The organism is Bacillus sp. G1(2015b), from assembly GCF_001482475.1.
Classification (GTDB): domain Bacteria; phylum Bacillota; class Bacilli; order Bacillales; family Bacillaceae; genus Bacillus; species Bacillus safensis.
This window is the reverse complement of the sequence record NZ_LKIC01000001.1, coordinates 114,257-139,981: the sequence shown is the minus strand read 5'-3', so window position 1 is coordinate 139,981 and position 25,725 is coordinate 114,257. Positions and strand designations below refer to the sequence as shown.

The following is a 25,725-nucleotide window of genomic DNA, read 5'->3' as shown; positions in this document are numbered from 1 at the left end:
TTTCACTAAAATAATGTTTTGGCAGATTATCTGTCAGCAAGGAGGCTCTTCATGACAACTTTGACAAACGAAATGAAACAAACCGTGACAGACATCTTCGAACACTTGCATGCCCACCCAGAAATCAGCTGGGAAGAAACAGAAACGACTGCTTATATTGAAGGTATATTGAAAAAATTAGGCTGCAAAACTCAAACATTTGACGACTGTACAGGGGTGATCGGTGAAATTGGAGAAGGCGCACCAGTGGTCGCTGTGAGAGCCGATATTGATGCACTTTGGCAGGAAGTAGGTGGAGAGTTTCAAGCCAATCATTCATGTGGCCACGATGCACACATGACAATGGCTCTTGGCACCTTTATGGCATTAAAGGAAAAAGAACGCCCAAACGGCACAATTCGTTTCATCTTTCAGCCTGCCGAGGAAAGAGGCGGCGGTGCGCTGAAAATGATTGAAAAAGGTGTGCTGGCAGATGTCGATTACTTATATGGCGTACATGTGCGCCCAATTCAAGAAACATTAAACGGACGCTGCGCTCCTGCTATTTTTCACGGATCAAGTAATCATTATGTCGGCACCATTATCGGCGAGGAAGCGCACGGTGCACGTCCTCACCTTGGCATCAACGTAATAGAAGTGGCTTCAACCCTCGTGCAGAGACTCGCGCATATCCATGTCGATCCACGAGTCGCCCATTCTGTGAAAATGACCAATTTACATGCTGGCGGGGGCAGCTCAAACATCATCCCAGGCAAAGCTTCTTTTACATTAGATGTAAGGGCGCAAACAAACGAAGTAATGGATGAGCTAGAAAAAGAAATTGAAAGAGCAGTTCATTCTGTAGCGGATGCCTTTGGTGCTTCCATTACACTTTCAACAGACCATCGTCTGCCTGCCGCTACGTTAAATGAGGAAGCTGTCCAGATCATGTCTCATGCGATTGAACAGGTTTTAGGCCAAGAGCAGCTTGATCCCCCAATCGTCACAACAGGTGGAGAAGACTTTCACTTTTATGCAGCAAAGCTTCCGCATATCAAATCTACGATGCTCGGTTTAGGCTGTGATTTAAAGCCAGGTCTTCATCATCCGTACATGACCTTTGACCGCTCTGCAATCTTTACCGGCATTGAGATTTTGACTGAAGCTGTCTATCAAACGCTCCAGCAGCATTCATCATAAAATGAAAAAGCCACCCGCCTTCTCTTCAGGACGGGTGGTCGCTTTATATTATGCATTCAAATCTGCCATGGCTGGAACGTTGATTTCTTTCACACAAGATACCCTTGATAAGTGAATCACACATCTAGCAAGCTCCACAATATCCTGAACAGGGATTCTCGTTTCATCATATAGAGTAATGGCCTTTTCGGCTCCCTCTTCATACGGAACCTCTGCCGCCAGCTCTCCTGGATTGATACAGGTAACAGATATTTTATCTTTTCTCACATGCTCTCTCAGCGCATTCACAATTCCGCGCAGGCCAAATTTAGATGCAACAAACGAGACTTGCGGCAGGTTTGTATGATCGAGTCCAGCCGTTGAGCCAATCACGATGATTTTCCCATTCTCCGATTTCCTTACGTGCGGAAGCAGTGCCTGGATGTACGTAATGGTTGAGGTGACATTCACATTAATTAAGTGCGCAATATCCTCTGGCTGATCGTGATCAAAGGAATAATCGTCTTCAAAGCCTCGTTTTTCCCATAAACCGACGTTATAAATAAGTACATCAATCGTCTTGTTCTCCAGTGCTTCGAGCATATAAGGGATATGTGTTTGGCTTGATAAGTCGATTTTCAGCCAAATTCTATGTACACCGTCATCTATGCTCAAACTGCTTGGTTCACTTCGCGACACAATCCAAACTGTATCTCCACTTGAAGGAAGACCCTTTACAAAAGCATCTCCTAATCCTTGACTTGCACCGAATATGATATAGTTTTTACTCATAGCTCCTCCTTCTATGGCACAGAAACTGAAAGCGTTTTATACCTATATCATACAGATTCTAAGAGACCACCGCCTCTTTTATGCTTATCTTCACTTATTGATGGGCACGGCTACTGGATTTCCTTTAATTCCACTGGTAATGCACGTGCCTCTATAAAGCTTTTGATCATTTCTGTGAAAAGTTCTTTTTTCTCAAAAGTAAATGTATGTCCAATACCGGGAACGATGACGCCTGCTGCCTTTGGATGTGAATTTGTTATTTTTTTTGCTGACCGTGTCATAATGCCTTTTTCTTTTTCTCCCACTGTGACAAGAATGCGTGCCTTTGCTTGCTGAAACGTGTCTGGGAGCCTGTAATGGAGGTTTTCTTGAAACATCGTAAGAAGGGTTTTCTTCTGCAGATGTTTCGATTCCGCCGCATAATGAGGCAGTACATGTTGCGGGAGCCCCATCTTTTCGGCTTGGAGCTGGATAAACCAATCTTTCTTTAATAATGGATACGTCAGTGGCAAGAGCGGTCTCACCATGAAATGGAGCCATGGCAGAGGCATCACGAGGGCGCTATTGATGACAGCGATGTCTACGATATCTGGCTCTCTTGATAACACATCAACGGCAATCTGTGCACCTAAAGAAAATCCAATCAGAATCACTTGACGGCCATTCGCGTTTTCCTTGATCCATGAGATGACTTCTTGGGCGCTTTCATTCAATGAAAATATCTGTTCTTTTGCTCTTGTCCCATGTCCAATGAGATCAGGGGCAAAGCATTCATACGTGTCCTTAAATATTTCAACCTGCTCCTGCCACATCCAGCTGCTTACTCCTCCACCATGCAGAAAAATCATGATTGACCTATCCATCATCGACGACAACTCCATCCTTCTATATAAGAAAAAAGCAGCCGCTTTTTGAGCAGACTGCTTTTTCCACATGCTCCCTTCTATTATAAGGGAACCATTACATCATTGACTATTTTTTCAAATCTTCAATGGAGTTTACGTTCTTCATATATTTCGGAACAACTAGCCCCATTCGAAGGCCTTTCATACTTGTACCAAGGTCGTCATATTTTCCTTTAAACTTCGCTGCATACGTTTTATGCGTATTTGGCAGCCAAGCGGATAATGATGCATCCGCACTTCCGGTTGCAATTGCTGTCCACATTGGACCTGCTTCAACCTGAGTCAAAGTCACATTAAACCCGAGTTCACGCAATACTTCTGCCGCAACATTGGTACTTGCAATCTCACTATCCCAGGCAACGTAGGCAAGATTGACTTTTCCACCATTCGACTTTTTCACGCCTTTTGTCCATTTCGCTACTTGGTCTTTATGTTTTTTCACATATTTTATGGCAGCATCCTTTGGTTTCACACCATCTTGAATATCAATCATGACTTCGCCCATGTCATCTTGAGACCATTTAAACTGACTAAGCATTTTGGCTGCTTCCGGCTGATCCTTTGCAAAGCCTTTACGTGAAATCGTATGAATTTCTTCCGCTTCACCGTAAGATTTTTTTGGATCATCTAGATATTTTAAATCATAGCGGGAAAACATCCAGTGTGGATTCCAGCCAGTGATGATGATTGGCTTTTTACGGTCGTAAGATTTTTTGAGTGTTGCCGTCATAGCTGCACTTGATGCAGACACAACCGTCCAATCCTCTAAGCCGTAATCCTTTTTCGCTTGATCTGTCAGTGCCATAATCCCTGAACCTGGATCGATTCCGATAATGGTCTTATTCACCTGCTGTGCTGCACTCGCATTTGAATCTGTCTGCGCACCGCAAGCGGCTAGTAAAAAGACAAGCAGGGCGGTCATCCCAATGTAGAGAGACTTTTTCCACATTAAGCATTCCCCCTGGTTTTTTTCGTTTTAATGTTTTGTGTAATACGGTCAAGTGTAATCGCCACAATAACAATGGCAATACCTGCTTCAAAACCAATACCTGTTTTCAGCTGGGTTACCGCACTATATACTTCTGAACCAAGTCCTGGTGCACCCACCATTGCTGCAATAACGACCATTGATAGAGCCAGCATGATACTTTGGTTAATACCAGCTAAGATGGTTTTTGTTGCAAGTGGAAGCTGAACTTTGAATAAACGCTGGAATGTCGTTGAACCAAATGCTTCTGTTGCTTCAATTAAATCAGCTGGTACTTGTTTAATACCGAGAATGGTCATACGGATCGTTGGCGGCATAGAGAAGATAACCGATGCCACAACCCCAGGAACAACCCCAATATTAAAGAAGAAAATCGCTGGTAATAGATAAACGAATGCAGGCATTGTCTGCATTAAATCTAAAATAGGTGTCACAATTTTACGCACAGTTTCCTTCTGTGATGCCCAAATACCGATCGGAACCCCGATCACAATAGAAATGACCACAGCGGTCAAAACGAGCGCAAGTGTTTGAAGCATTGGATGCCAGTAGCCTAAATAGTCGATCAGTAAAAATCCAATAAGTGTGAAAAGAGCAACTCCTCTTGTACTGATCCACCAAGCAATGCCGGCAAAAATAAGAGTTAAAATAATGGATGGAATGACGCCAAGTGCAGCCACAATCCCATTTACTGTTCCTGCTAATCCATTTGTGATGCCATCAAAGAAACCACCAAACGTTAATGTTAACCAGTCAACAAATTGATCGATATATTCCGCAAACGGAATTCTAGGTAAATCACTCATACTAAACATCTTATTCTACCTCCTGTGCAGAAGGCTCTTGTGCTTTAATTTCCTCTAGCTTGTTAGAAGACATGTTGATATACTCATCATTTCCTGATAATGCACCAATCAATGCACCTCGGACCACAATGCCCTTCATTCTGTTTTTCTCATCGACAACGGCAATCGGAATGTTCGCATCAGACACCGCATCAAAGATCTCTGTCAAATACGTTGATTCCAACACTGTCGTAAATTCTTTATCGAGAACCGTTTCAAGCGACGCTCCCGTTTCTGCTGCTTTCTTCGCTGCTTGGGCAGAAATGACACCTAATAAATGCTTTTTCTTATCGACCGCATAGATAGACGAAATCCCTAGGTTTTTCATGAGCGTAAGCGCAACACGTGCCCCTTTATCAATCTGAACTGTTTCTGCACGTTTCATAATATGACCAGCGGTTAATACTTTAGAAAGGTCAACATCTTCAACGAAGCGTTCAACATATTCATTCGATGGGTTCATTAGAATTTCTTCTGGTGTTCCGATTTGAACGATATTTCCGTCCTTCATGAGCACAATGCGGTCGCCAATACGAAGCGCCTCATCTAAATCATGGGTAATGAAAATGATCGTTTTTCCTACAGATGTATGAAGCTCAAGCAATTCATCCTGCATATCTTTACGAATTAATGGGTCTAGTGCGCTGAATGCTTCATCCATTAATAAAATGTCAGGGTCATTTGCTAACGCACGTGCCAATCCAACACGCTGTTGCATCCCACCACTTAATTGATTTGGGTATTGCTCTTCAAAGCCTTCAAGTCCAACAAGCTTTAAAGATTCAAGCGCTTTTGGTCTGCGCTCTTCTTTATCTACACCTTGCAATTCAAGACCATACTCTGTGTTCTCAAGAATTGTACGGTGCGGGAACAATGCGAAGTTTTGGAAAACCATGCTGATCTTTTTCCGTCTGACTTCACGCAATTGATCCTTTGACATATTTGTTATCATATCCCCATCAATATAAATTTCACCGGAGGTTGGTTCGATTAACCTGTTTAGCATCCGCACAAGTGTGGACTTTCCGCTCCCTGATAGCCCCATGATGACAAATATCTCGCCGTCATAAACATCAAAATTTGCTCGATTGACACCAACTGTTGCGCCGGTCTCTTTTAGGATCTCTCTTTTTGTTTTCCCGTTTTCAAGCATTTGAGATGCTTTTTTAGCATTTTTACCGAAAATTTTAGATACATTATTTATCTTGATTTTGATATTTCTCTCTTCAGAATTCATATTTTCCCTCCAAATTAGCATCTTTATAACCGTAACATAAGCGTTATGATGCGAACAATCTTTAGAATTCGCTTATTTCCCCACAATATGTATGAATTCCATATAGAGGTCTGGTCATTAGAGTTTATACGCCGTATTACTCGTAAATCCTATAGAATGCTTCATAAACTACATATTTTACGGGGTATTTCCTCTCACCAGACAATATTTTACTGGAAATTCCTAATTGTGCTAAAAAATAAGTCGAATCCTCGTCATAGCAGTTTTTTTGAATCATGGGCGAACCATTCCCCTGAACATGATTTACCCGAAAATGGTCACATAAAAACCTTTTTTCTCAAATTTTATTTAAATTCATAAAAAAACTGCCTGCAACTTTAGTTACAGACAGCTTGTTTTTTTAGGACTCTAGGGCAGCCCGCTTAATATTATCTTGAAGCTCAAGCATACGTTTTGTTCCATCTTCACGTAATCGCTTGTTCTCTTCTTCGATCTGTTTCGTCTCTTTCATCCCTTGTACAATTGTATTAAAGGAAGATTCGATCGTTTCAATGTCGATGCTTGGACGGCCGGATAATTTGGCAATCTCCACACTTTGACTTGAAATGTTTTCAGCATTTCGTTTCAGCATTTCATTTGTTCTTCTATCCAGCTCACTCATGGAATCAGCGACAAGCTTTTGTCTCTTCGCTGTCACAGCTTGAATGATCCCATTTTTGAAGATTGGAATAGTGATAATGAAGGCAGAGTTGATTTTACCGATTAATTTTGTATTCCCACGCTGAAGTAAACGGATTTGCGGTGCCGTTTGAAGCGCGACCATTCTTGCCATATCAAGGTCATATACACGCTCTTCAAGCGCTTGAATCCCATTACGAAGCGTATCAAGTTCCATTTGTGCCAGCTGGTTTCCACTAGCTGCTTTTTCTTCATATGAAGGAACCAATTGCTTTAATTCTTCAATTTTCATTTGACCGGCTACGACATACTTTTCAAGCTCCATGTAGTATTGAATGTTATGCTCATACATTTCTTCAAGCGTCACAGTCGATTTGGTCATTTCATCTTTATATTTACTAATTTCTACATTAATTTTTTCAATCTCTGCACCGAGCGTTTGATATTTACTAAAAATCTTTTCAATCATGCTGCCGCCGCGCTTAAAGATTTTTGATAACAAACCACCCTTCGGTTCGTCAAAATCATTTTTATCAAAGCGATCCATAATCTTGCCAAGCTGCGTCAGCATTGTTCCTGAGTCAGTCACGCTTGTTGAACGCATCATTGAAAGGATACGATCAGAGAACTTAGAGATTTCAACAGCTGGCTGTTTTCCGTATTCAAGAAGCTCAAGCTGATTTTTCGCATCGATCTGTCTCGCAATATTTTGCACTTCTGGTTCGTTTCGAAGCTGAACGCGAATATCGTCTGCCTTCTCAATCGTGATTTCCTCTTTATCAATTGAAATGATGTCATTTCCGTTTGTATTTGTCATAAGCTTTGATCTCCTTATCGGTTTTTAATGGATTGAAATAACTTTCTAACGATGGACGGCTCTTTAAACTCCTGGTTCATGACCATCTCATCAAGCCAATGGGTATCAAATAATTGGTCATCGATATACCGTTCGATACACTGATATCCCGCCGGATGATATACGAAGAGATCCACACCCATTTCATTTAGGAAAATCAGGGCGGCCGCATCAGAACGAGTCAGCTCACCATTATATTCCGTATGGTATAAAATCACTTTCGGTACGGTTTGTGCATAATCAAAGGTTTGAATCAGTTCAATGAGATCCTGGCTCAAATGCAGAACCTGCTTGAATAAATAAATGCGGACATCTAATTCGGTTTCATTGCCTTCTTTTAATAGCTTCGGATGCTGACAGATTCGAGATATCGCCTCTGCTATCGCACGCTGCGCGCCCTCATATAGATGAGAAAACTGCCACACATTGCTTTTCATTAATAATTCAGGATCAATCTCTCCAGTAGCAGAAAGTGCATGCTGATAATGAAATTGATAATTCGAAGTCACTTCTTTTGTAAAAGGAAAATGGCGAATGGTCTTCGTCTCTTTCCCCTCCATTAACGTGTGAATGCGATCCCAGTATTCACGCTTGTCTCGTGTGACACCCATCATTTTCGCAAAAAGATTCGGAATCTGTATCGTGTCCCGGTCTGCTTTGAAATTCGGGCGGATAAAGGATCGTTCCTTTGCAATTAAAAACAGCTCATCATACGTTGTCTTCAGCGTAATAGAATGAGGAGTATGATCTCTGAATTGCCACGGCTTATACAGCATTGAATCTTCCGTGTGAAGCACCTCTTCAAGCTCTCTTGTCGAGCGGTACGCCACCGTTGATTTCCTCTCAGGCTTTTCAGTAGGGAACGGCTCAAGCTTTGAAGTCCCCGGGTACTGATCAATAAAAGTCAGCTTTTCTTCTGGATCTAATTCGCGAAACGAATCCACGCCTTCTGGATGAAATAGCACAACATCACAGCCAATCAGCATGACATAGTAAAGAAAATAAAGCTGACTTTTATTCGCCTCTCCATACCAAATGACAGCCGGCATTTTTTCTTCTATATTGACTTCCTTCAGCCATGGACCTAGATGGTTATTTGAAAACTTCACGACATCCAGCAAGACCCGGCGGAAATCAGGATGCTGAAATCCACCCTCATGCAGCTGCTTGAAATGCTCAAACACCTTGATCAATGAAAGACGGATATGCCGGTTCATCACAGGGTTTGGATGGCGTACAATCAGCTGTTCACCATCTAAAAAAGCCACAAAGCGATTCACGGACAATCCCTTTTCTTCTTGGTTAATCAAATGAATACGCTGCAACGCTTGAAAATGCTCTGGCTCAATATGACGATTGAGCGTTTCACTTAAAATATGCATGCCTTCTGTTTCGTATAATTCATGTAAATAAATAAAATAATCGGTTGCATCATGCGGAGTTCCAAGGACCCGGGCGGCGAGACGCGGCAAGGACAACGTATGCTCGTCCTTTACATAACCGTCTCTTTCAGGGAGCGGCTTTTTCAGCACGTTTTTCCAGGCTTCCTGCTCCGCCCGTGTATGGGTGACATTGATTTCTTTATAACTCACGCCGCTCCTTCCTTTCTCCTATATTTTCTAGAAAGCTACTACTATCATATCATTCAGCCTTCTACTTCTGCTATCGAATCGAAGGCTTTTTTGCCTTCGCCATCTGCTCGATGACAGAAGCGGTGATTTCATCCGCTGCGGCCATGCCAGATGCTGCTGTCGGCTCAAGTTCTGGGTCAAAGTCGAGAACTTCTCCATGCCTTGGGGCAAAGCCCTTATCTGATTGACGAATGAGCCCCACATCTAACAGGGAATCACCCGCACCATAGACGTATTCAAGCTGCAGCCTATCCTTTAGAAAAGCAACAGCATCCCACTTATTAAGCGGCTGTGGAATAAAATAAAGCTTCCGTCCCTGAAGAGAAACCTGCCAGCCTCTCTCCTCACCCCACAGCTTCAATTCAGCAAGCGGTATGTGAGATAAATACTCATCTTTCATAATCAAATAAAGAAATCTTCCCTCTGCTGTACGGGTACGCTTCACCCAAGCCGCAACCGGAAGTTCGGAGATCGCCCTCAGCATCTCTCTGACTGGCATACACTCCCTAAGTCTCTCATCAACAATGGCCTGCCAATCCTCAAGCGGCTTGCCATGGTGAAGAATACAGCCCCCGTTTGTTGTGACAGCATACTCCGGTTGAAGCTCTTGTTGAAAGAAGGTGATCCGTTCATACTGTGCAGTCGTTCTTGTCGTCACTGGAATGAACCAGCCTGATTGATGAATCGTCTGCAAGGATCTTTTCGTTTCAACAGACATATAGGAAAGCGGCCGTTCGTCCAGCACCTCAACTAAATCATACTCTCCTTCATACGCATACTGGTCAAGCACTCGATGTGAGTAAATCAGCGTTCGGTCTAAATCACTGGCAAATGCATATGTCTTCATGACGTTTGCTCCAGCGGGCGAATTAACCCGCAGCACGTGTAGGACATATTGGCATATTCAATGACAGGAACGCCTCTGTCCTCAGCCAAAAGCAAAATATGCTTCAGCTTTTCCTGAGATCCAGGCTGAATCAAGATTTTCCACGGGATTCTTCTAAGCAGCACGCGGGTCGTCTCACCAACACCCGGCTTAATCAAATGTGTATTTTTAATTTGAAACTCCTGACCGATTGCTTCAATGGATGCCATTCCGCGCCAATCTGCCGGCGTCCCTTGCGTAAGTATGGTTTCTGCTTTCTCTTGTACATTTGGGCCGAGGCTGGAAAATGCTTCTTCAATCGTATCCACATACAGATTGGACACATCCTCATCAAGCAGCTCTTTATAATACTTTGCCCCATGGAAATCATCGGCATTGATCCAGCGGTTGTTTAGTACCGTACGACTGACAAGCCCTGATACCGTCGAATTCAGGCAGGCACTTGGAATGAGAAAGTCCTCTCTCGTTCCATATACATGTGTACAATAGCCAGGGTCAGCCAGCACAGCCAGCTCACTCGAAAGACGCACGCCATACTTTTTTTCAAAATCAATCACAGCTTTTTCGAGCTCTTTCGAAATCGCACCTTTTCCAGTCCATCCATCGATAAAAGCAATTTCAAAGCCCGGATGTTCTTTCAGCATATAATGCAGTGCATTCTCGTCTATTCCGCGGTCGCGAATAATAGAGATGCTGTAATGAGGCAGATCGATACCATACGTCTTTCGAATATATCGTTTGATCAGCACCCCGATCGGTGTTCCTGCACGCGCCAAGCTGCAAAGCACGGTTTTGAAGCCTCTCTTTTTCACAATCTGTTCTGCTACAACAGCTACTGCTTCGGCTACCTTTTCCTTACTTTCTTCAAGAGATTGATAGAATAAAGTCATATAAGATGCCGTTGGTTTATATTCAATTGGCAGCATTTCTGAATAATGCGCACCACTCTGAATTGAACGCTCCCGCTCTTCTGTACTTTTCTCCATCTCAATAGAGGATAAATCTTTGAGTAAGAAGGTTACATCCTGCTCTGGATAGCTTCCCATCTTTGTATACACGTTAGCCATTCACTTTCACCTCGTCTGATAAAGTCACAATATGCACATGCTTCACATGCCGCTCGGCAAATAAATGAATAAGCGGAAGCAATGCCTCCTGAGAGACCTTTTTCTCAAAAAAGAGAAATACATCATCATATTCACCTTTTGGAATGTTGTACACGTAGTGCTGAATTCGGGCATCCTCTGGATTCATAAAGGTAAACCCATTTTGGACAGCGTATCCATCCTTTTCGACTGGGTGAATAGGACTTCTCGTTGTTGAATGAAAGCGAATGCCTTCACCCATATGTGCAGACAGTCTCATCGGTACATACATCAGCTCACCTGTCCCTAAGCAAAGTGTTTGCTTCCCTTTGCGTTCCTGCCGCAGCTTCAAACCCGCTTCAGCAGCTGCTTGGTCAAGTGCTTCCGTATCTGCTGCGTTTAAACCAAAACGGCCCGTTTCATGTATATATGGCGAATGACCAGCCGAATTTGCTGCATGAGAAAGTGAATACGGCACTTGCTTAAAGAAAGATTGAAGAGAATGAAAAGAGAGACTTGGCCGCTTCTCTTGCTCCGCAATCTCATACGAATAAGCTGGTTCATCAAGCGTTTTGCCTCTAAAGACCATCTGCCCTTTTAATAAAGACAATGATGTGATGTGAATTCCGAGCTCCTCTTCAAGCTGGCACATGGCTTTCTCATGCTCCTCCGTCCGCCAGTCCAAAATGGAAAGAATGGTATAAGAATGCCGCGGGTACTTTGCATGAAGGTCACGAATGATGTTGATATTTGTACGGCCTGTCGTGACTTCATCATCTACTAACACGATGGGGCGGTCTGTGCGAAGTAATGCTTCATCTGCATAACAAAGCTGGTCTGTTGCATGCGAATGTTCTTCTTCAAATACCAATGACGGGTCAAGACCCAGCAGCTGTTCACGTGTCGTATGAATGTAAGATGCGCCTTCTAGCACATCATACACACCATGTCCAAGGGCTGTTGCCGTTTCCGCAAAGCCGATGACGACAGGCTCATTGCCAGCTGCTAGCTTTTCTTTTTTGAGTGTTTCATAGGCTGCCGTTAACGCCGCGTGATCATCCGTCTTGAGTGCCTCTACAAGAAAATCTTGGTACGGAGGCGTCTGTCCCGTTTGCTCTTTGGCATATGCCATCGCTAAAAGACCCGAGACAAGGAGCGGTTTCACTGGATGAACAGGAATATGCTTTCCAAGCACCTTACTAACGAATAAAAAGGCTCTTTTTTTGTTCACCCTTGCTGCCATCTCAAAAAGATGCTCTTTCTCCAGCTGGAGCACCCCTTCTTTGAGGTCAAGCTCAACCTCCATATGTTCCAAGATGTTCAGCGTATGCCGCTTCTGATTCTGTGAGTATGTCGATATAGCTTCTATTTTCATGAAACACCCCGTAAATGTCTGACTTAATTAAAATGTGCTCTGCCCACCTGTAATGCGGCTTCGTTTCATTCATCTTATTAGAATAGGCACTCTTCATTACGCCAACTGTGCCGTCAGCATGATCTAAAATACTTAATGCATCCAAGTATTCTTCCTTTGTCACAACGTACATGCTTTGAACTGGCTTGAGATGTGTTGGATGGATCACTGTTTTCCCATGTATGCCGTTGGCTACATCGAGTCTTGTCTCCTTGAGTAGACCTTGTACGTCATCGAATTCAGAGAAGGACAGCTCACCGCCCTTAGAAAGCGCACGGATGAATGGTTTTTGTTCCTTTCGTGCAGGGCCAAAATGCTCCCATACTGCACCTGATACAACAAAGGAACGGCCAAAATAATTGATCATATCTGTGATCAAATCAGCAATCAATCTGATTTCATAGATGGTGGTGTCACGGTCACGGCGAATGCCATATAAGCCGCAAAGATCCGTTGCCCCAATACGAATATTCAAAATATATTCTTCATCATTCAGCATGATCTGCTTTAACTCTGACAGCACCGTATATCTTGTATCTTTTTCTAATAAATCGGGTGTTTCCAAAATGGGCATACCGTACAGCTTTGTCTTCGTTTGTGCTGAAACCTGTTTCAAGCTGTCCAAATAATCCTTCGCATTATGAATAGAACACTTTGGAAATACAAAACCCGTCAATAAATGAAGAGATGAACCAAGCAAATCTGGCATTTTGAGCAGCTGCTTCGGTGAACGAACCCGAATAAATAAAAGCGGCAATTGTTCAGCCGTTTCAGGCGTATGCGTCAATTTGTCCGACAGTTTGGCGAGTTGTACCACTAGATTCTGCTCAGCCATTTCCACTTCTTGATCACCGATGGCATCCTCTAAACAAAATACAACAGAGCAAAGCGCTTCATATTTCTGCGACAGCAGCATGTCTGCTATATCCTGTCTTGTTGCAGGCATATACAAAGTAGCACCTAATGCATGCGCAAGTACGTGCCTTGGCGTCATCAAATGCATCGTCCCCGGCCGTTTGAAAAAAATATCGTGCTGCCTCGCCTCTGATAAAAACTGAAAATACCGCATGCTGTGCCACCTCCTGTTGTTGAGAGAAAATCGAACAAATGACTTGATGATTCAAAAAAGGATGGAGCCGCTAATCAACTCCATTCCTTTTTGATCTTCCTATTCTTCTTTTGAAGCCGCAGCTTCGTTTGTTACACCTTGATGTTTCTTCTTATTGATTTTATGAACAATAAACGTTCCGATAAATGCTAGGATAATAATCGCAAAGAATACAAGATGCGGGATTTCAATGTGAGCAGCACTCAAGCCCATTTTGATCGCAATGATCCCGATAAGAATAAACGCTGTATTCTCGAGCTCTGGGATACGGTCAATAAGAACAAGGAACAACTGTGCCACTGTACGCATCATGAGAATTCCAAGCATTCCGCCTAATAGAAGAATCCATACTTCCTCAGATACAGCGAATGCTGCAAGAATACTATCAACCGAGAAGGCAAGGTCCATAATTTCTACAGAGATAACGGTTGCCCAGAATATACCAAATACCCGAATCAACCAGCCTTCTTTTTTCAATTCCTTCGCTTCATCATCGCCATCACCTAACCAGAAGTGCTTAATGACAAGCCATGCTAGGTAAGCAGCTCCAAGAACCTTAATCCACCAGAATTTAATAAGCAGCATCCCTACGCCAATGAATAGAAAACGGAAGAAATAAGCGCCAATTAATCCGTAGGTTAATGCCTTTTTACGCTGCTTTTCCGGTAAATGTTTCACCATCACAGCTAATACAAGTGCGTTATCTGCTGATAACAATCCTTCAAGCACGACAAGCGTCCCAATAAGCCCCCAAGAGACAGGGTCTGTTAACACCTCTGCCCACATATGCCAATCAAAAAACGAGGCATATGTATCCAACATATGTTTCAAAATGTCCAACTGGTTTTCCTCCTATAAGTGTAGAAGCATCAGCAGGCTTTCGCCTGCTGCTATTCTTGATCGCTGTTTCTTTCTCACTTTGGAAAAGGCCCTCATATGAGTTTTTGACAGCACCTCTTGAATTGATTTGTTTCTCTTATTTACACTTCTAACCCATAATTTTGACAAAGAGCTGCAAGTCCGCCAGAGAATCCGCTTCCGATCGCGTTAAACTTCCAATCACTTCCGTGTCGGTACAATTCACATACCACAACAGCTGTTTCAATTGAGAAGTCTTCGCCTAAATCGAAGCGAATCAATTCTTCCCCGCCCTCTTCATTTACAACACGAACAAATGCATTAGAGACTTGTCCAAAATTTTGGCTACGCGTCTCTGCATCATGGATCGTAACTGTAATTCCGATACGATCAATGTTAGCAGGAATTTTCGAGAAATCAACGAGAATTTGCTCGTCATCTCCATCTCCTTCACCCGTCCGGTTATCACCTGTATGAGTGACACTGCCGCTTGGATGTTGAAGGTTATTATAGAACACAAAATCTGTATCTTGCTGACAACGATTGTTTGCATCCACCAAGAAAGCCGAAGCGTCCAAATCAAATTCGGCTCCGCCAGAATATTTATTCGTATCCCAGCCAAGACCGATCATCACTTTCGTCAGCCCTGGGTTGGTTTTTGTTAAATCGACACGTTGTCCTTTTGAAAGCTGAATCGCCATATTCGTATCTCTCCTGTCTTTGAAAATAGGAAGCTATCGTTATCCGATATCTAAGCCGAAGTCCGTTGCAATGCGTGCAAGACCGCCTTGATAGCCTGATCCGACAGCCGAGAATTTCCATTCCCCGCCATGACGGTATAATTCACCTACAATAATGGCTGTCTCAATTGAGAAATCCTCTGCCAAATCGTAGCGAATGAGTTCTTCATTCGAAGCCGCATTTAAAATACGTACATATGCGTTAGACACTTGTCCGAAGTTTTGACTGCGCGCTTCTGCATCATGAATGGTAATGACAAATGAAATCTTCTCAATACTTGCTGGTACAGCTGCAAGGTCAACATTGACCTGCTCGTCATCTCCGTCCCCTTCACCAGTGCGGTTATCGCCTGTATGTACGACACTGCCGCCTCCGCCAGTTGTTTGGTTGTAAAAGACAAAGTCAGATGGAGAGCTTGCTTTACCTGCTGCATCTAAAAGGAATACACTTGCGTCTAGATCAAAGTCATGTCCGCCGTCATACTTATTGACGTCCCAGCCAAGACCAACGACTACTTTTGTTAAACCCGGATTCGTTTTTGTTAAATCAATTTTTTGACCTTTCGCTAAAGAAATTCCCACTAGGAACCTCTCCCTTCTGTTTAAATGTAGTTTCTCGTAATATCGGCAAGCTTCGCATCATTTGTACCATTTCCAAGAGCCGCAAACTTCCACTCATTCTCTTGACGGTAAAGTTCTCCGACGATTAACGATGTTTTTCCTGCATAGTCATCTTTTAAATTATATTTCACTAATTCTTGATTGTTTGAACGATCAACGATGCGAATGTAAGCATTTTGAATCATACCAAAGTGTTGGTTTCTTCTAAGGGCATCATAAATGTTCACGACAAACACCAATTTATTCACATTACCCGGCACCTTGCTCAAGTTGACGAGGACTTGTTCATCATCTCCGTCTCCTTCACCAGTCAGGTTGTCACCTGTATGCTCAACACTGCCGCATTTGCTTTTTAGGTTGCCAAAATAAATCAAATCTTTATTTTCCGTAAACTTATCATTTTTCAGCATGAGCACTGAAGCATCACAATCAACATCAGCGCCGCCTCCGCCGCCAAACAGCTTTCCTAAAAACCCGCCGCCTTGTGATACAGGGTCCCAGCCAAGTCCAACAAGAATATTCGTTAGCCCTGCTTTCCCTTTTGTTAAATCAATACGTTGACCTTTTTCTAATGTAATCGCCAAATCAATCACTCCTCCAGCATAATAAAAATCTATTTATTAAGCGATGGACCCTATTAAAATCATCATACATGAAAATTCGACAAAATTCATGAAATGACATTGGAGCCTCTTACTCTTTTTTCTATTTACTAGTATATACGATCTATGTTCAAGATAGGTTTCAAACACTTTATATTTTTTTAAAGAAAGATGCACATTGAAAATAGTTCATGTCGTAAATGAAGTGTTTCATGTGAAACATTGTCGAAAGTTCCCGGTGAGCAGCTCTTGCTGATAAGGAGCGTAAGATGTGGTTTCATATGTTGATATAGAAAAGATAAAAGCATGTGTTCAAAGGATAAACCCTTTCGTTTCCTTCCACCCATTGATTTCTTTATACTTATATTCAGCATGTTGTTGAAAGGATGTTGATGATGCCATCACTTCATATATTAGATCAAGTCGCCATTCCTAAAGGTCAGTCTGCTCAGGAGACATTGATTCATACAACGCAGCTGGCTCAACTGGCTGAAACGCTTGGGTATGAGCGCTATTGGTTCGCTGAACACCACAGCACAAGGGGGCTCGCTAGTACGGCGCCTGAAATATTAATGGCTCATATTGCGGCTCATACATCGACCTTGCGTACCGGATCTGGCGGCATTTTACTTCCTCAGTACAGTCCTTTTAAAGTAGCAGAGGTCACGCGGCAGCTTGAGGCCCTTTATCCTGGACGGATTGAGATCGGAGTCGGTAAATCCCCGGGCGGGATCGAAAGGACGAGACTCGCTTTGACGGACGGCGTGCATAAAGATCTGTCTCAGTTTGACCGCCAGCTGAAGGATCTTCTTTTTTACTTATCAGACAGCCTGCCTTCTGGTCATCCGCATGCAGGTGTGAAAGCTGCTCCGCTTGTTGATGCTCATCCGCCGGTTTGGCTGCTTGGACTAGGAGAAAATAGTGCCATGCAGGCGGCGGAGCTTGGAATCAACTATATTTTTGGCCACTTTATTCATCCTGCACGCGGCAAACAAGCATTTGAGACGTATCGATCACACTTTTCTCCATCTGTCTTTTCTAGGCAGCCACAATCTATGTTTGCCGTCTTTGTCATCTGCGGTGAAACAGATGAAGAAGCAGACCGGATCGCCAGCAGTACAGATTTATGGCTGCTGCGTGTTGAAAAAGGACTGGACAGCCGCGTTCCTTCTATAGAAGAAGCAAGTGCCTATCACTACACCACGCAGGAAAAGAAAAAAGTGCTGCAAAACCGCCAGCGGATGATTGTCGGCTCGAAGAAAACGGTGAAAGAGCAATTACAGACCTTGATGGACCGCTATCAAACGGATGACATCATGATTCTGAACAATTCCTTTGATCCGATTGAAAAACAACGCTCCTACAAGCGAATAGCAGAATTATTTTGAAGCCAGCTTTTCAGGCTTCTTTTTTTACATTGTCATAAAAAATGGGAAATGTAACATCAAGATGTCAAAATCCTTCCGTCTGTCATCTGATCGCAAATGTGTCTTCTAATCGTTAGCGAACTGTAAACGCATAAGAGGTGTACCTTTTATATAGTAGAGGTACATATTCAATGAACGGTTTACGACGCTGAGAAAAAGGAGATGACAGACATGAAAAAGAGACTCGATTGGGTAGATGCAGCTAAAGGAATCGGCATTCTGCTCGTGGTTATGGCGCATGTGCCCATTCCAGATTCGCTCAAGCAATTCATTTACTCTTTTCATATGCCGCTTTTCTTTTTACTATCAGGCATGATGTTTCGGTCATCCTCATCCCCTGCTTTGTCATTTATTCGGAAAAAAGCCAAAAGCTTACTCCTGCCCTATCTCTATTTCTCCATCATTACGTATGTATTTTGGTTCTCCGTTACTCGTTTTTTCGCATTCAAGGGACAAACGGATATCGACCCTTTCGTTCCGTTTACAGGTATTTTCATATCCAATGCAGATGAAGCAAGACTTACACATAACCCAGCGATTTGGTTTTTAACGACACTCTTTTTAGTGGAAATTTTATTTTTCTTTATGCATCGTCTTTCAAAAGGGAGACCTGCTGCCTTAATCTTGCTGACTATTCTTTGCGGAGGTGCTGGATATGCCTCTACCTTGCTTTTAGATCAAAGTCTTCCTTGGAATGCTAATGTTGCCTTGACGGCTGTTGTGTTTTATTCGATTGGATTTTTAGCAAAGCAGTGGTTTGTGGAATTAAAAACAGATCCAACCCTTCTTTTATGTACAGGTCTGCTTGTGCTGACGGCTTACATGCAGAGCTTTAATTCACGGATCGATATGCGCGTCAACGACTACGGTGATCTCTTTATTTTCTATGCATGTGCTCTGCTCGGTTCAGCTGCCGTGATTTATTTAAGCTTTAAATTGAAAACATCCCCTATTTTGACGTATCTAGGACGAAATTCTATTGTCATTCTTGTCTTGCAGTTTGCCGGCATTGATATCATGAAAGCATTTGTTTTTTATGGACTTGGTATCAATATTGCTGATACAGCGCAGCTCTCTTGGACACTTTTTTATACGATCGGCACATTGCTGCTCATGGTGCCATGTATCTCCTTCCTGAGCAAGTACCCGATGCTGCTCGGCAAACGAGCCAAAGCTACACAACGCTACGAACAAAAAACATCCGCCGGCTGAACAGGCGGATGTTTTTCGGATTAATCATTGATTTGAGAAGGATAAAGTGTCATTCCACCATCCACAAATAAGGTGGTGCCTGTGATATATGCCGCTTCCTTAGAAACGAGGAATGCCGCAGCGGACCCAATCTCCTTCGGTTCACCAAAGGTCCTCATCGGAATTTTCTCAAGCTGCTTTTGTTTTTTCTGTTCATCCTGCAAATCATCATTTGATTCGGTTGCCATGGTACCTGGCGCAATCGCATTGATTCGAATACCTGATTCTGCATAATCAAGAGCCAGCGTCTTTGTCATCATATTCATTCCGCCCTTTGAAGTGGAATAATGAACGTTGAATGGGCGCGGAATCTCCTGATGGACACTGGAAATATTTAAAATAGATCCTTTGATGTCATGCTCCATCATATAGGCAAGCGCAGCCTTTGCGCCTAAAAATGCACCTGTTATGTTCACATCGATGACGTTTTGCCATTGCTCCAGCGTCATCTCATGCGGCAGCGCTTCTTCGCCGTTGAAGCCTGAATTATTGACGAATACATCTACTGTACCGAAATGTTCCAATGCTGTATCCATGATGGCTTGGATGCCTTCCTCTTTGGAGACATCTGCGTGTACTTTCACCGCTTTGCCTCCGTGCTTCTGAATGGCTTGTACCGTCTCTTCAGCACCATCTTCATCTCCTTTATAGTTCACAACCACATTCATTTCCTCTTGTCCAAACCGCAATGCGATCGCTTGTCCAATTCCTTTTGAAGAACCTGTGACAATGGCTGTTTTCCCTTTTAAATCTTGATACATCTTCATTTCCTCCATTCACGTGCTTCATCTTGTTGATACACAATGGTTACCCACTTTGGAAAAAACAAAAACACAACCCTCTGCATTCGTACTCTATGAGGGTTGTGCGTTTCATCAAGCTAAAAGGTGTTATAGACATTTTCACACGTTTCGGCGGTTGGCTGATAAAAGCAATGCGACTTATACCTTGCCACAAACGGCTGATTGTACCATGTCGCCGGACAATTGCCAGGCGGTTTAAAATACCAAAGGCTGAATTTTGCCGGCCAAAAACGTTCTCCGTTAATATTTCTCCGCGCAAGTGTTTTTTCAGTTTCTCGTGCTCGTTGATAAAAGTACCCATGCGTGACCGCTTCGAATGCATGCTCCTGATAAATCATTTGTGGAATCGTACGCAGCCCTTTAAAGTCAGAGCAGTTGGCACGCAGCCGATTGATGCCCACATTTCCTACGAGCAGCATCCCTTGCTTCCCTTCACCTTCTGCCTCCGCTCTCAGCAGTCTGGCCATTAAATCAATATCAGAGCTTGTCGCTCTTACCACTGCCATACATCCACCTCCAGTTCGTTTCTCTTTTATTTTATGTAGCGTTTCTGTGTAGATGACTGCCATTTTGACATGAAAAAGCACGTTCAGTGTCGGCAGCCTGTCTAAATTTGCTGGACATGTGTCTTGCTGTCAACAACACACAAACCAAGTGATCATCCACATAGCAGGAAAAAATATTCATTACTATATACTCATTTACAAGTCATAAAAATCCTTCTAATTGCGACATCATCTTCAAAAACAGTCATTTGAACCTATTCAATAATCCGACTCAAAACCTTAAAATATAAAATGTTGAGTTTCTACAGGAGATATCAAATAATAAATTACAAGTTTCTCCTCTCAACTTAGTGTCATTTTTACTACTTGAAGCCAATCAACCTCGGAAACGCACTGAGGTATTGACAGTACTTTCGCTTCATTCTACAGTAAAAAACATACAGTATTTTTCTTTTTGTGCAAAAAGAACGATATGAACTACAGCTTTTCAATGAAATTCACCATAAACCCGAGGAGGAAAACACGACATGTTTAAAAAGAAATTATCCCTGTTTCTTCTGATCTTGTGTGTAACTGTTGTCGCTGCCGCTTGTAGTGGTGGTAAAGACAAAACAGCTGCGAAAGAAAACGATACCAAAAAATCTCTTGATGCAGCAGAAGTAAAGGTAGAAAGTGCTGAGTACACATTACCACCTCAATACGATACATCTGTACAGGATGATCAGTATGTACTAAAAGTGAATGTATCTGTAAAAAATATCAGCAAAGAGCCTCTCAATGTTGATAAAAGCAACTTCACACTTTACCAAGATGACGCACAGGTATCTACGATCTCTCCAGATGACTACAACGAAGTATTATCTTCAAGCTCTTTAAATGCAGACAAAGTAACAAAAGGCGGTCTATTCTTTGTTGTTGACAAAGACAAGGACTATCAGCTTGTTTACACAGAGCCAGGCAGTGGATCGAAAAAAGATGACAAAACACTAGAATTCGATATTAAAGGAAAAGACTTAATGAAAAAAGCAGATACACTACAAGCATCTGCAAAAGCTCTTTCTTCTTATATTGATGTGATGATTTTTGGTAAGAAAAACGACGATTTCGAAAAACTAACAGGTGATAACAAATCAACTGTTGTGAATGAATTCGATAAATCATTCAAACAAGGTTATATCACTTCATCAGGTATTTCTTCTAGCTCAGCGAAGGACGAAAACCTTGATAAGCTTTTAAAAGCAGTAAAAGAAACATTAGCTGAAAAATCAAAAGTATCAACAAAAACAAAAGCGATCAGTGGTGATAAAGCTGTCGTGACTGTGACTCTTACACCGATTGATGCAAGTCCGCTTGTCGATCGTTTGAAAGAGAAAGCGACTGAGTTCTACAGCAAAAACCGTTCAGCATCTTATGATGATGCACAGAAATATCTACTTTCTATCTATCCAGATGAATTTAAAAAATTAGGACCATCATCTTCTGAAGAAACAGTAGAAGTGAACATGAAGAAAAACGATATCGACCAATGGAAACTTGATTTGAACGATTACAAAACAAGCTCATTAGTTGAAAAATTCATCAAGAACTAAAGAAAAACCCCCGATTCCGGGGGTTTTTTTAATATGATGAGCACAAGCGTATTGGTTGCGGCGTATATCAACATTTCTTATTTTAAGGGTGGGAGTCAATGCTAAAGTCTAATCAAAACATCACCTACACGGGTGATGAAATGTTAGAGGTATTAAAAGAAATGAATTTGATTCTTTTGTCTTTGCATAACATGGGTTCTTATTATGGTGAAAAATTTCATCAGTGTGGTGAGGAAGCATATAGAGGAGAATATGAAACAGAAACCACACGATTTATAGATGAGTGGGAGGTCACTCAAAGACTCGCTAAAGTACGAAAGATACTATCTTCGAAATTTGATAGTACTTTAGGAATTGACGATATGGATGACATTGAAAGAGCATTGGAAGACATCAAGTACTGGACAAAACCCAATGACAAGCCAAATCCATAGACATTTGATTCACTAGCAAACGAGTTCACAAGCAGGGGAATCTCTTTATAAGGAATTCCCCTTTTCAGCTTCATATTCTTTAATGATCTCAATTGGATCAACCGCATTTTCCTCTTGTACGTATTCTTCAACATAAGGAGTTGTTAATTTCTCAAACCTTTGCTCCTCGTCTACTAAAGCAACATAGACATCATATCCTTCATAATCAGACGGAAATAATGTTGAAGTAGAACAACCGGTTTCTAAAGCCTTGTCTATTGCATTTCTTAGTTCTAATAAGCCTTTCCTATTTCCCAAAATAAAGGCTTCAAAATGGTGTGTTTGCTGAGCATATATATTACATAGTCCTAACACATCATCGTCATCTGTTTGATAAGGCATATCTTCACCCCCTCTTTAGTGAAAATAGGATGATTATGTCATTTCCTCTTCCATTATGCCATAACAATTCTATCCCGAGCCTTTTTTATATGAATCTCCGAATATAAAAAAACTTGTAGAAAAAATCTACAAGCTTTCCTTTCTTTATTTCGCAAGCATCCATTTTTCTTTCATAAACAAGCTTCTGACGATGACAAACAGGATAACGACTGCCAAGGCTGAGGAGCCGAGTGTCAGAGTGACAGCCACCGGATCGATGATACCAAACATCAGTTGCTTACAAAGCGCATGAATATTAAGGAATGGGACCGCAAAGTAATACGTATCTAGCTGCGTAGCACCTGCTCTCATGGTAAAGAACATTGGGATCACACCTAGTGTAATGATCATGGACATGTACGACTGTGCTTCTTTGACTGAGCCCGAAATGACGCTGAGCAGCAATTCAATCATGGATACCATGAAGGAGAAGATAATAAGCGCCGCAAACATGACGCCGATAATGCTCCACATTTGATCACCAAAGTTCAGAGCCTGCTTCAGCTTTTCTGTAAAGAGCAAAGTAGATAGAAGCAGCATACCGATCGCCACAATCCCACTTAAAATACCAAACATAGAGACAGCGAGCCATTTCCCGATGAGAATCTGGAGTCTACTGGCAGGTGTCAGGAACAACGCTTCAATGGATTTCCGGTCTTTTTCACCTGCTACAATATCAAGCGCAGCCGGCAAAGCTCCTGAGATGACGGAGGTCACCAAAATCATCGGAAGGAGAATCGACAACAGCATAGCGGTCACTCCGTTTTCCCCTTCATCCCCTTCTTCTACATCAACGGACTGCACCTCAAAAGGATGAATAACGGACGTATCGATTTGATCGGCTGCTAATCGCTTTTCGACCACTTGGTTTTGATATTGCTCCAGCAATGATTGCAGCATTTGAACAGTGATGACCGAATCATCATCTGTCGTATATCCATGGATTTTAATAGCGAATGGCTTTTGTTGTTTGAGCATATCGCCTGCCTCTTTCGGCATTTCAAGGTAAGCATTTGCCTCTCCATCTTTGACCGCTTGCTGCGGATCATCAAATGTTTCAAGGTTTAGGTTTTTGACCTCTTTGATCATTTGGTTCATTTCGGCTGGAAGCTGTTCATTGATGGCGACTGTATAGGCTTCATCCCCTGGATCTGCAATCATGCTTTCATAAAAGAACACCAGTCCAAGCATGGTCAAAAGAGGAATCAGCACGGTTAAGAGCAACGTTTTTCGATCTCTCAGCGCATCTGTCATTTCTTTCAAAAAGACGGTTTTCCACATTATGAAATCCCCCTAGCGAGCTTCGACATAAAGATATAGTTCAAGTCATCACTTTGTTCCTGAGTATATAATTCTGAAAGTGTCCCTTTGTACACAAGCTCTCCTTGATGAATCATCATGACACTGTCACAAAGCTGGCTGACTTCTTCCATGATGTGGCTTGAAAAGAGGATCGTTTTATTTTGCTGCTTGAGCTGATGGATAAAATCTCTGAAAATATTACTCGACGTGATATCTAAGCCTGTTGTCGGCTCATCAAATAAGATAATGTCAGGATCATGAATTAACGTTCTGGCAATCGCCACCTTTTGTTTCATCCCTCTTGAGAATCCTTTCACCTTGCGATCCATATATTGTCTCATTCCAAAACGCTTTGCCAAATCCTCTATTCTTGCTTTGATTTCATGCTGATCTAAGCCATACAATTTGCCAAAGTATTCAAGGTTTTCTCGTGCCGTCAAACGATCGTAAAGCCCCGTCTCACCGCCAAACAAGACACCAATTCGCTTTTTCACTTCCGTTGATTCTTTCACCGTATCAAAGCCTGCGACAGTGACTGACCCGTGCGTAGGCTCTAATAATGTGGCTACGGCGCGCAATAATGTCGTTTTCCCTGCACCATTTTCTCCTAGGATGCCAACGACTTCCCCTTCCTTCACGGAGAACGTCATGTGTTTCATCGCTTTCACGACTTTTTTCTTATCTTTAAACCAGCAGCTGCAATCGCTGAGAGTAATCATTTGGTTCGCCCCTTTCAACTTTACTTTCTAAGTCTATGATAGAAAAAATAATGCCTGCCTGATATAAAAATGTCGCGAAACGTCCTTTTTCTGTCTTGAAATGATCTATTTCAAAAAAACAAATGGTAAAATAGACAAATAATAAGAAGAGTCATAGGTGATTTTTATGATAAAAGTAGGTCTCGTCGATGATTACCGAGTAGATTTAGAAAAGCTGCACGCCATTGTGGGCAGAATGGAGGCTGTGGACATTGTCTTTGTCACGCAGTCAGCAGAGGATGCATATGAGAAGGTCAAACAAGGAGACATTGATCTGTTGTTCGCTGACATTGAAATGCCTGGAATGTCCGGCTATGAATTAGCGGACCTCATTCACTCTCACGCACTGAATGTCGATGTGGTCTTTGTGACAGGAAACAGTGGTTATGCAGTCCATGCGTTTGATTTGAATGTACATGATTATATTATGAAGCCCTACCAAGCTGATCGAATTGCCAAATGCTTAGAGCGCTATATGTCCACCAAGCAGGAGAAAAGCATTCATGGACGGCTTCTCATTAAGCAGCAGTCAGATATTCATGTGCTGCAGAAAAAGGATGTCATTTTTGTTGAGCGAACGGGCCGGTCAACAACTATCGTGACAACGACAGGAGAAATCCAGACATATCAAACTTTAAACGAGTTAAAGGGTGATTTGGCTGAAAAGGATTTTATCCGCTCCCATCGATCGTTTATCATCAATATTCATTACATTAAGAATTTCTCGGCGTATGCTAAAAATTCGTTTATCGTGTCTTTTGAAGGGACAGATAAAAAAGCCATGATGACCAAGCAGCAATTAGAATTCTTTAAGAAATACTATTTTTAAGG

26 protein-coding genes are annotated in these 25,725 nt (G+C 42.3%); 6 read left to right on the top strand and 20 right to left on the bottom strand.

Going from position 1 to position 25,725, the window contains the following annotated elements; genetic code table 11:
* Positions 1-51 precede the first annotated feature (51 nt).
* Entirely contained in the window at positions 52-1,179 is a 1,128-nt protein-coding gene (locus tag AMR95_RS00725) for a M20 peptidase aminoacylase family protein (protein WP_058837273.1), read from the top strand.
* A gap of 48 nt (positions 1,180-1,227) precedes the next feature.
* Here AMR95_RS00725 and AMR95_RS00720 read toward each other — a convergent pair whose 3' ends face one another.
* From AMR95_RS00720 to AMR95_RS00650, 15 genes are all read right to left on the bottom strand, one after another.
* The gene (locus AMR95_RS00720; protein ID WP_058837272.1) at positions 1,228-1,950 is read right to left on the bottom strand and encodes an SDR family NAD(P)-dependent oxidoreductase; all 723 of its coding nucleotides are present in this window, start codon (positions 1,948-1,950) and stop codon (positions 1,228-1,230) included.
* 110 nt (positions 1,951-2,060) lie between these two features.
* Complete coding sequence (locus AMR95_RS00715) at positions 2,061-2,816, bottom strand: alpha/beta fold hydrolase (protein ID WP_231746856.1); 756 nt, start codon at positions 2,814-2,816, stop codon at positions 2,061-2,063.
* A gap of 106 nt (positions 2,817-2,922) precedes the next feature.
* Complete coding sequence (locus tag AMR95_RS00710; protein WP_039176296.1) at positions 2,923-3,804, bottom strand: glycine betaine ABC transporter substrate-binding protein; 882 nt, start codon at positions 3,802-3,804, stop codon at positions 2,923-2,925.
* Complete coding sequence (opuAB, locus tag AMR95_RS00705; RefSeq protein WP_039182966.1) at positions 3,804-4,649, bottom strand: glycine/proline betaine ABC transporter permease subunit OpuAB; 846 nt, start codon at positions 4,647-4,649, stop codon at positions 3,804-3,806. Before opuAB ends, AMR95_RS00710 begins: the two co-directional genes overlap by 1 nt.
* Positions 4,650-4,659: 10 nt before the next feature.
* On the bottom strand, positions 4,660-5,925 hold the full coding sequence (gene opuAA, locus AMR95_RS00700) for a glycine/proline betaine ABC transporter ATP-binding protein OpuAA (protein WP_039176292.1): 1,266 nt from the start codon (positions 5,923-5,925) through the stop codon (positions 4,660-4,662).
* Positions 5,926-6,325: 400 nt separating this feature from the next.
* Complete coding sequence (locus AMR95_RS00695; protein ID WP_034283225.1) at positions 6,326-7,420, bottom strand: toxic anion resistance protein; 1,095 nt, start codon at positions 7,418-7,420, stop codon at positions 6,326-6,328.
* A gap of 14 nt (positions 7,421-7,434) precedes the next feature.
* Positions 7,435-9,051: a YceG family protein gene (locus AMR95_RS00690; protein ID WP_058837271.1), complete on the bottom strand. Its 1,617-nt coding sequence runs from the start codon at positions 9,049-9,051 to the stop codon at positions 7,435-7,437.
* Between the two features lie 70 nt (positions 9,052-9,121).
* Positions 9,122-9,937: an HAD family hydrolase gene (locus AMR95_RS00685; protein ID WP_058837270.1), complete on the bottom strand. Its 816-nt coding sequence runs from the start codon at positions 9,935-9,937 to the stop codon at positions 9,122-9,124.
* Entirely contained in the window at positions 9,934-11,043 is a 1,110-nt protein-coding gene (locus AMR95_RS00680; protein ID WP_058837269.1) for a cysteine protease StiP family protein, read from the bottom strand. Before AMR95_RS00680 ends, AMR95_RS00685 begins: the two co-directional genes overlap by 4 nt.
* Complete coding sequence (locus AMR95_RS00675; RefSeq protein WP_058837268.1) at positions 11,036-12,367, bottom strand: phosphoribosyltransferase family protein; 1,332 nt, start codon at positions 12,365-12,367, stop codon at positions 11,036-11,038. Before AMR95_RS00675 ends, AMR95_RS00680 begins: the two co-directional genes overlap by 8 nt.
* The gene (locus AMR95_RS00670) at positions 12,357-13,544 is read right to left on the bottom strand and encodes an HpcH/HpaI aldolase/citrate lyase family protein (protein WP_058837267.1); all 1,188 of its coding nucleotides are present in this window, start codon (positions 13,542-13,544) and stop codon (positions 12,357-12,359) included. The genes AMR95_RS00675 and AMR95_RS00670 overlap by 11 nt, the downstream gene beginning before the upstream one ends.
* A gap of 99 nt (positions 13,545-13,643) precedes the next feature.
* Entirely contained in the window at positions 13,644-14,423 is a 780-nt protein-coding gene (locus AMR95_RS00665) for a TerC family protein (RefSeq protein WP_039176272.1), read from the bottom strand.
* 140 nt (positions 14,424-14,563) lie between these two features.
* The gene (locus tag AMR95_RS00660; RefSeq protein WP_034664245.1) at positions 14,564-15,142 is read right to left on the bottom strand and encodes a TerD family protein; all 579 of its coding nucleotides are present in this window, start codon (positions 15,140-15,142) and stop codon (positions 14,564-14,566) included.
* Between the two features lie 39 nt (positions 15,143-15,181).
* Positions 15,182-15,763 carry a TerD family protein gene (locus AMR95_RS00655; protein ID WP_039176267.1) on the bottom strand — a complete coding sequence of 194 codons (582 nt, stop codon included), beginning with the start codon at positions 15,761-15,763 and terminating at the stop codon, positions 15,182-15,184.
* A gap of 20 nt (positions 15,764-15,783) precedes the next feature.
* Complete coding sequence (locus AMR95_RS00650; RefSeq protein WP_039176264.1) at positions 15,784-16,386, bottom strand: TerD family protein; 603 nt, start codon at positions 16,384-16,386, stop codon at positions 15,784-15,786.
* Positions 16,387-16,799: 413 nt separating this feature from the next.
* Between AMR95_RS00650 and AMR95_RS00645 the strand changes: the two genes are divergently transcribed.
* Both AMR95_RS00645 and AMR95_RS00640 read left to right on the top strand, forming a co-directional pair.
* Complete coding sequence (locus tag AMR95_RS00645; protein WP_047203451.1) at positions 16,800-17,792, top strand: LLM class flavin-dependent oxidoreductase; 993 nt, start codon at positions 16,800-16,802, stop codon at positions 17,790-17,792.
* 210 nt (positions 17,793-18,002) lie between these two features.
* The gene (locus AMR95_RS00640) at positions 18,003-19,043 is read left to right on the top strand and encodes an acyltransferase family protein (protein WP_058837266.1); all 1,041 of its coding nucleotides are present in this window, start codon (positions 18,003-18,005) and stop codon (positions 19,041-19,043) included.
* A 20-nt stretch (positions 19,044-19,063) separates the two neighbouring features.
* On the opposite strand, the gene AMR95_RS00635 is transcribed toward AMR95_RS00640, so the two are convergent.
* Together AMR95_RS00635 and AMR95_RS00630 are read right to left on the bottom strand one after the other, a co-directional pair.
* Positions 19,064-19,843, bottom strand: a complete 780-nt coding sequence (locus AMR95_RS00635) for a glucose 1-dehydrogenase (RefSeq protein WP_058837265.1) — start codon at positions 19,841-19,843, stop codon at positions 19,064-19,066.
* A gap of 119 nt (positions 19,844-19,962) precedes the next feature.
* A complete protein-coding gene (locus AMR95_RS00630; RefSeq protein ID WP_039176249.1) occupies positions 19,963-20,391 on the bottom strand; it encodes a cell wall hydrolase in 429 nt (142 codons plus the stop codon).
* Between the two features lie 527 nt (positions 20,392-20,918).
* Between AMR95_RS00630 and AMR95_RS00625 the strand changes: the two genes are divergently transcribed.
* Positions 20,919-21,980 carry a DUF4352 domain-containing protein gene (locus AMR95_RS00625; RefSeq protein WP_039176247.1) on the top strand — a complete coding sequence of 354 codons (1,062 nt, stop codon included), beginning with the start codon at positions 20,919-20,921 and terminating at the stop codon, positions 21,978-21,980.
* Positions 21,981-22,078: 98 nt separating this feature from the next.
* Positions 22,079-22,414: a hypothetical protein gene (locus AMR95_RS00620; RefSeq protein ID WP_039176245.1), complete on the top strand. Its 336-nt coding sequence runs from the start codon at positions 22,079-22,081 to the stop codon at positions 22,412-22,414.
* Positions 22,415-22,459: 45 nt separating this feature from the next.
* Here the strand turns inward: AMR95_RS00620 and AMR95_RS00615 are convergent, their stop codons facing one another.
* The 3 genes from AMR95_RS00615 to AMR95_RS00605 form a co-directional block, all read right to left on the bottom strand.
* A complete protein-coding gene (locus AMR95_RS00615; RefSeq protein ID WP_058837264.1) occupies positions 22,460-22,795 on the bottom strand; it encodes a hypothetical protein in 336 nt (111 codons plus the stop codon).
* 144 nt (positions 22,796-22,939) lie between these two features.
* Entirely contained in the window at positions 22,940-24,115 is a 1,176-nt protein-coding gene (locus tag AMR95_RS00610; protein WP_039176241.1) for an ABC transporter permease, read from the bottom strand.
* Complete coding sequence (locus tag AMR95_RS00605) at positions 24,115-24,855, bottom strand: ATP-binding cassette domain-containing protein (protein ID WP_039176238.1); 741 nt, start codon at positions 24,853-24,855, stop codon at positions 24,115-24,117. The genes AMR95_RS00610 and AMR95_RS00605 overlap by 1 nt, the downstream gene beginning before the upstream one ends.
* A 166-nt stretch (positions 24,856-25,021) precedes the next feature.
* Here AMR95_RS00605 and AMR95_RS00600 point away from each other — a divergent pair, with 166 nt between their 5' ends.
* A complete protein-coding gene (locus tag AMR95_RS00600) occupies positions 25,022-25,723 on the top strand; it encodes a LytR/AlgR family response regulator transcription factor (RefSeq protein ID WP_039176235.1) in 702 nt (233 codons plus the stop codon).
* The last annotated feature ends 2 nt before the right edge of the window (positions 25,724-25,725 follow it).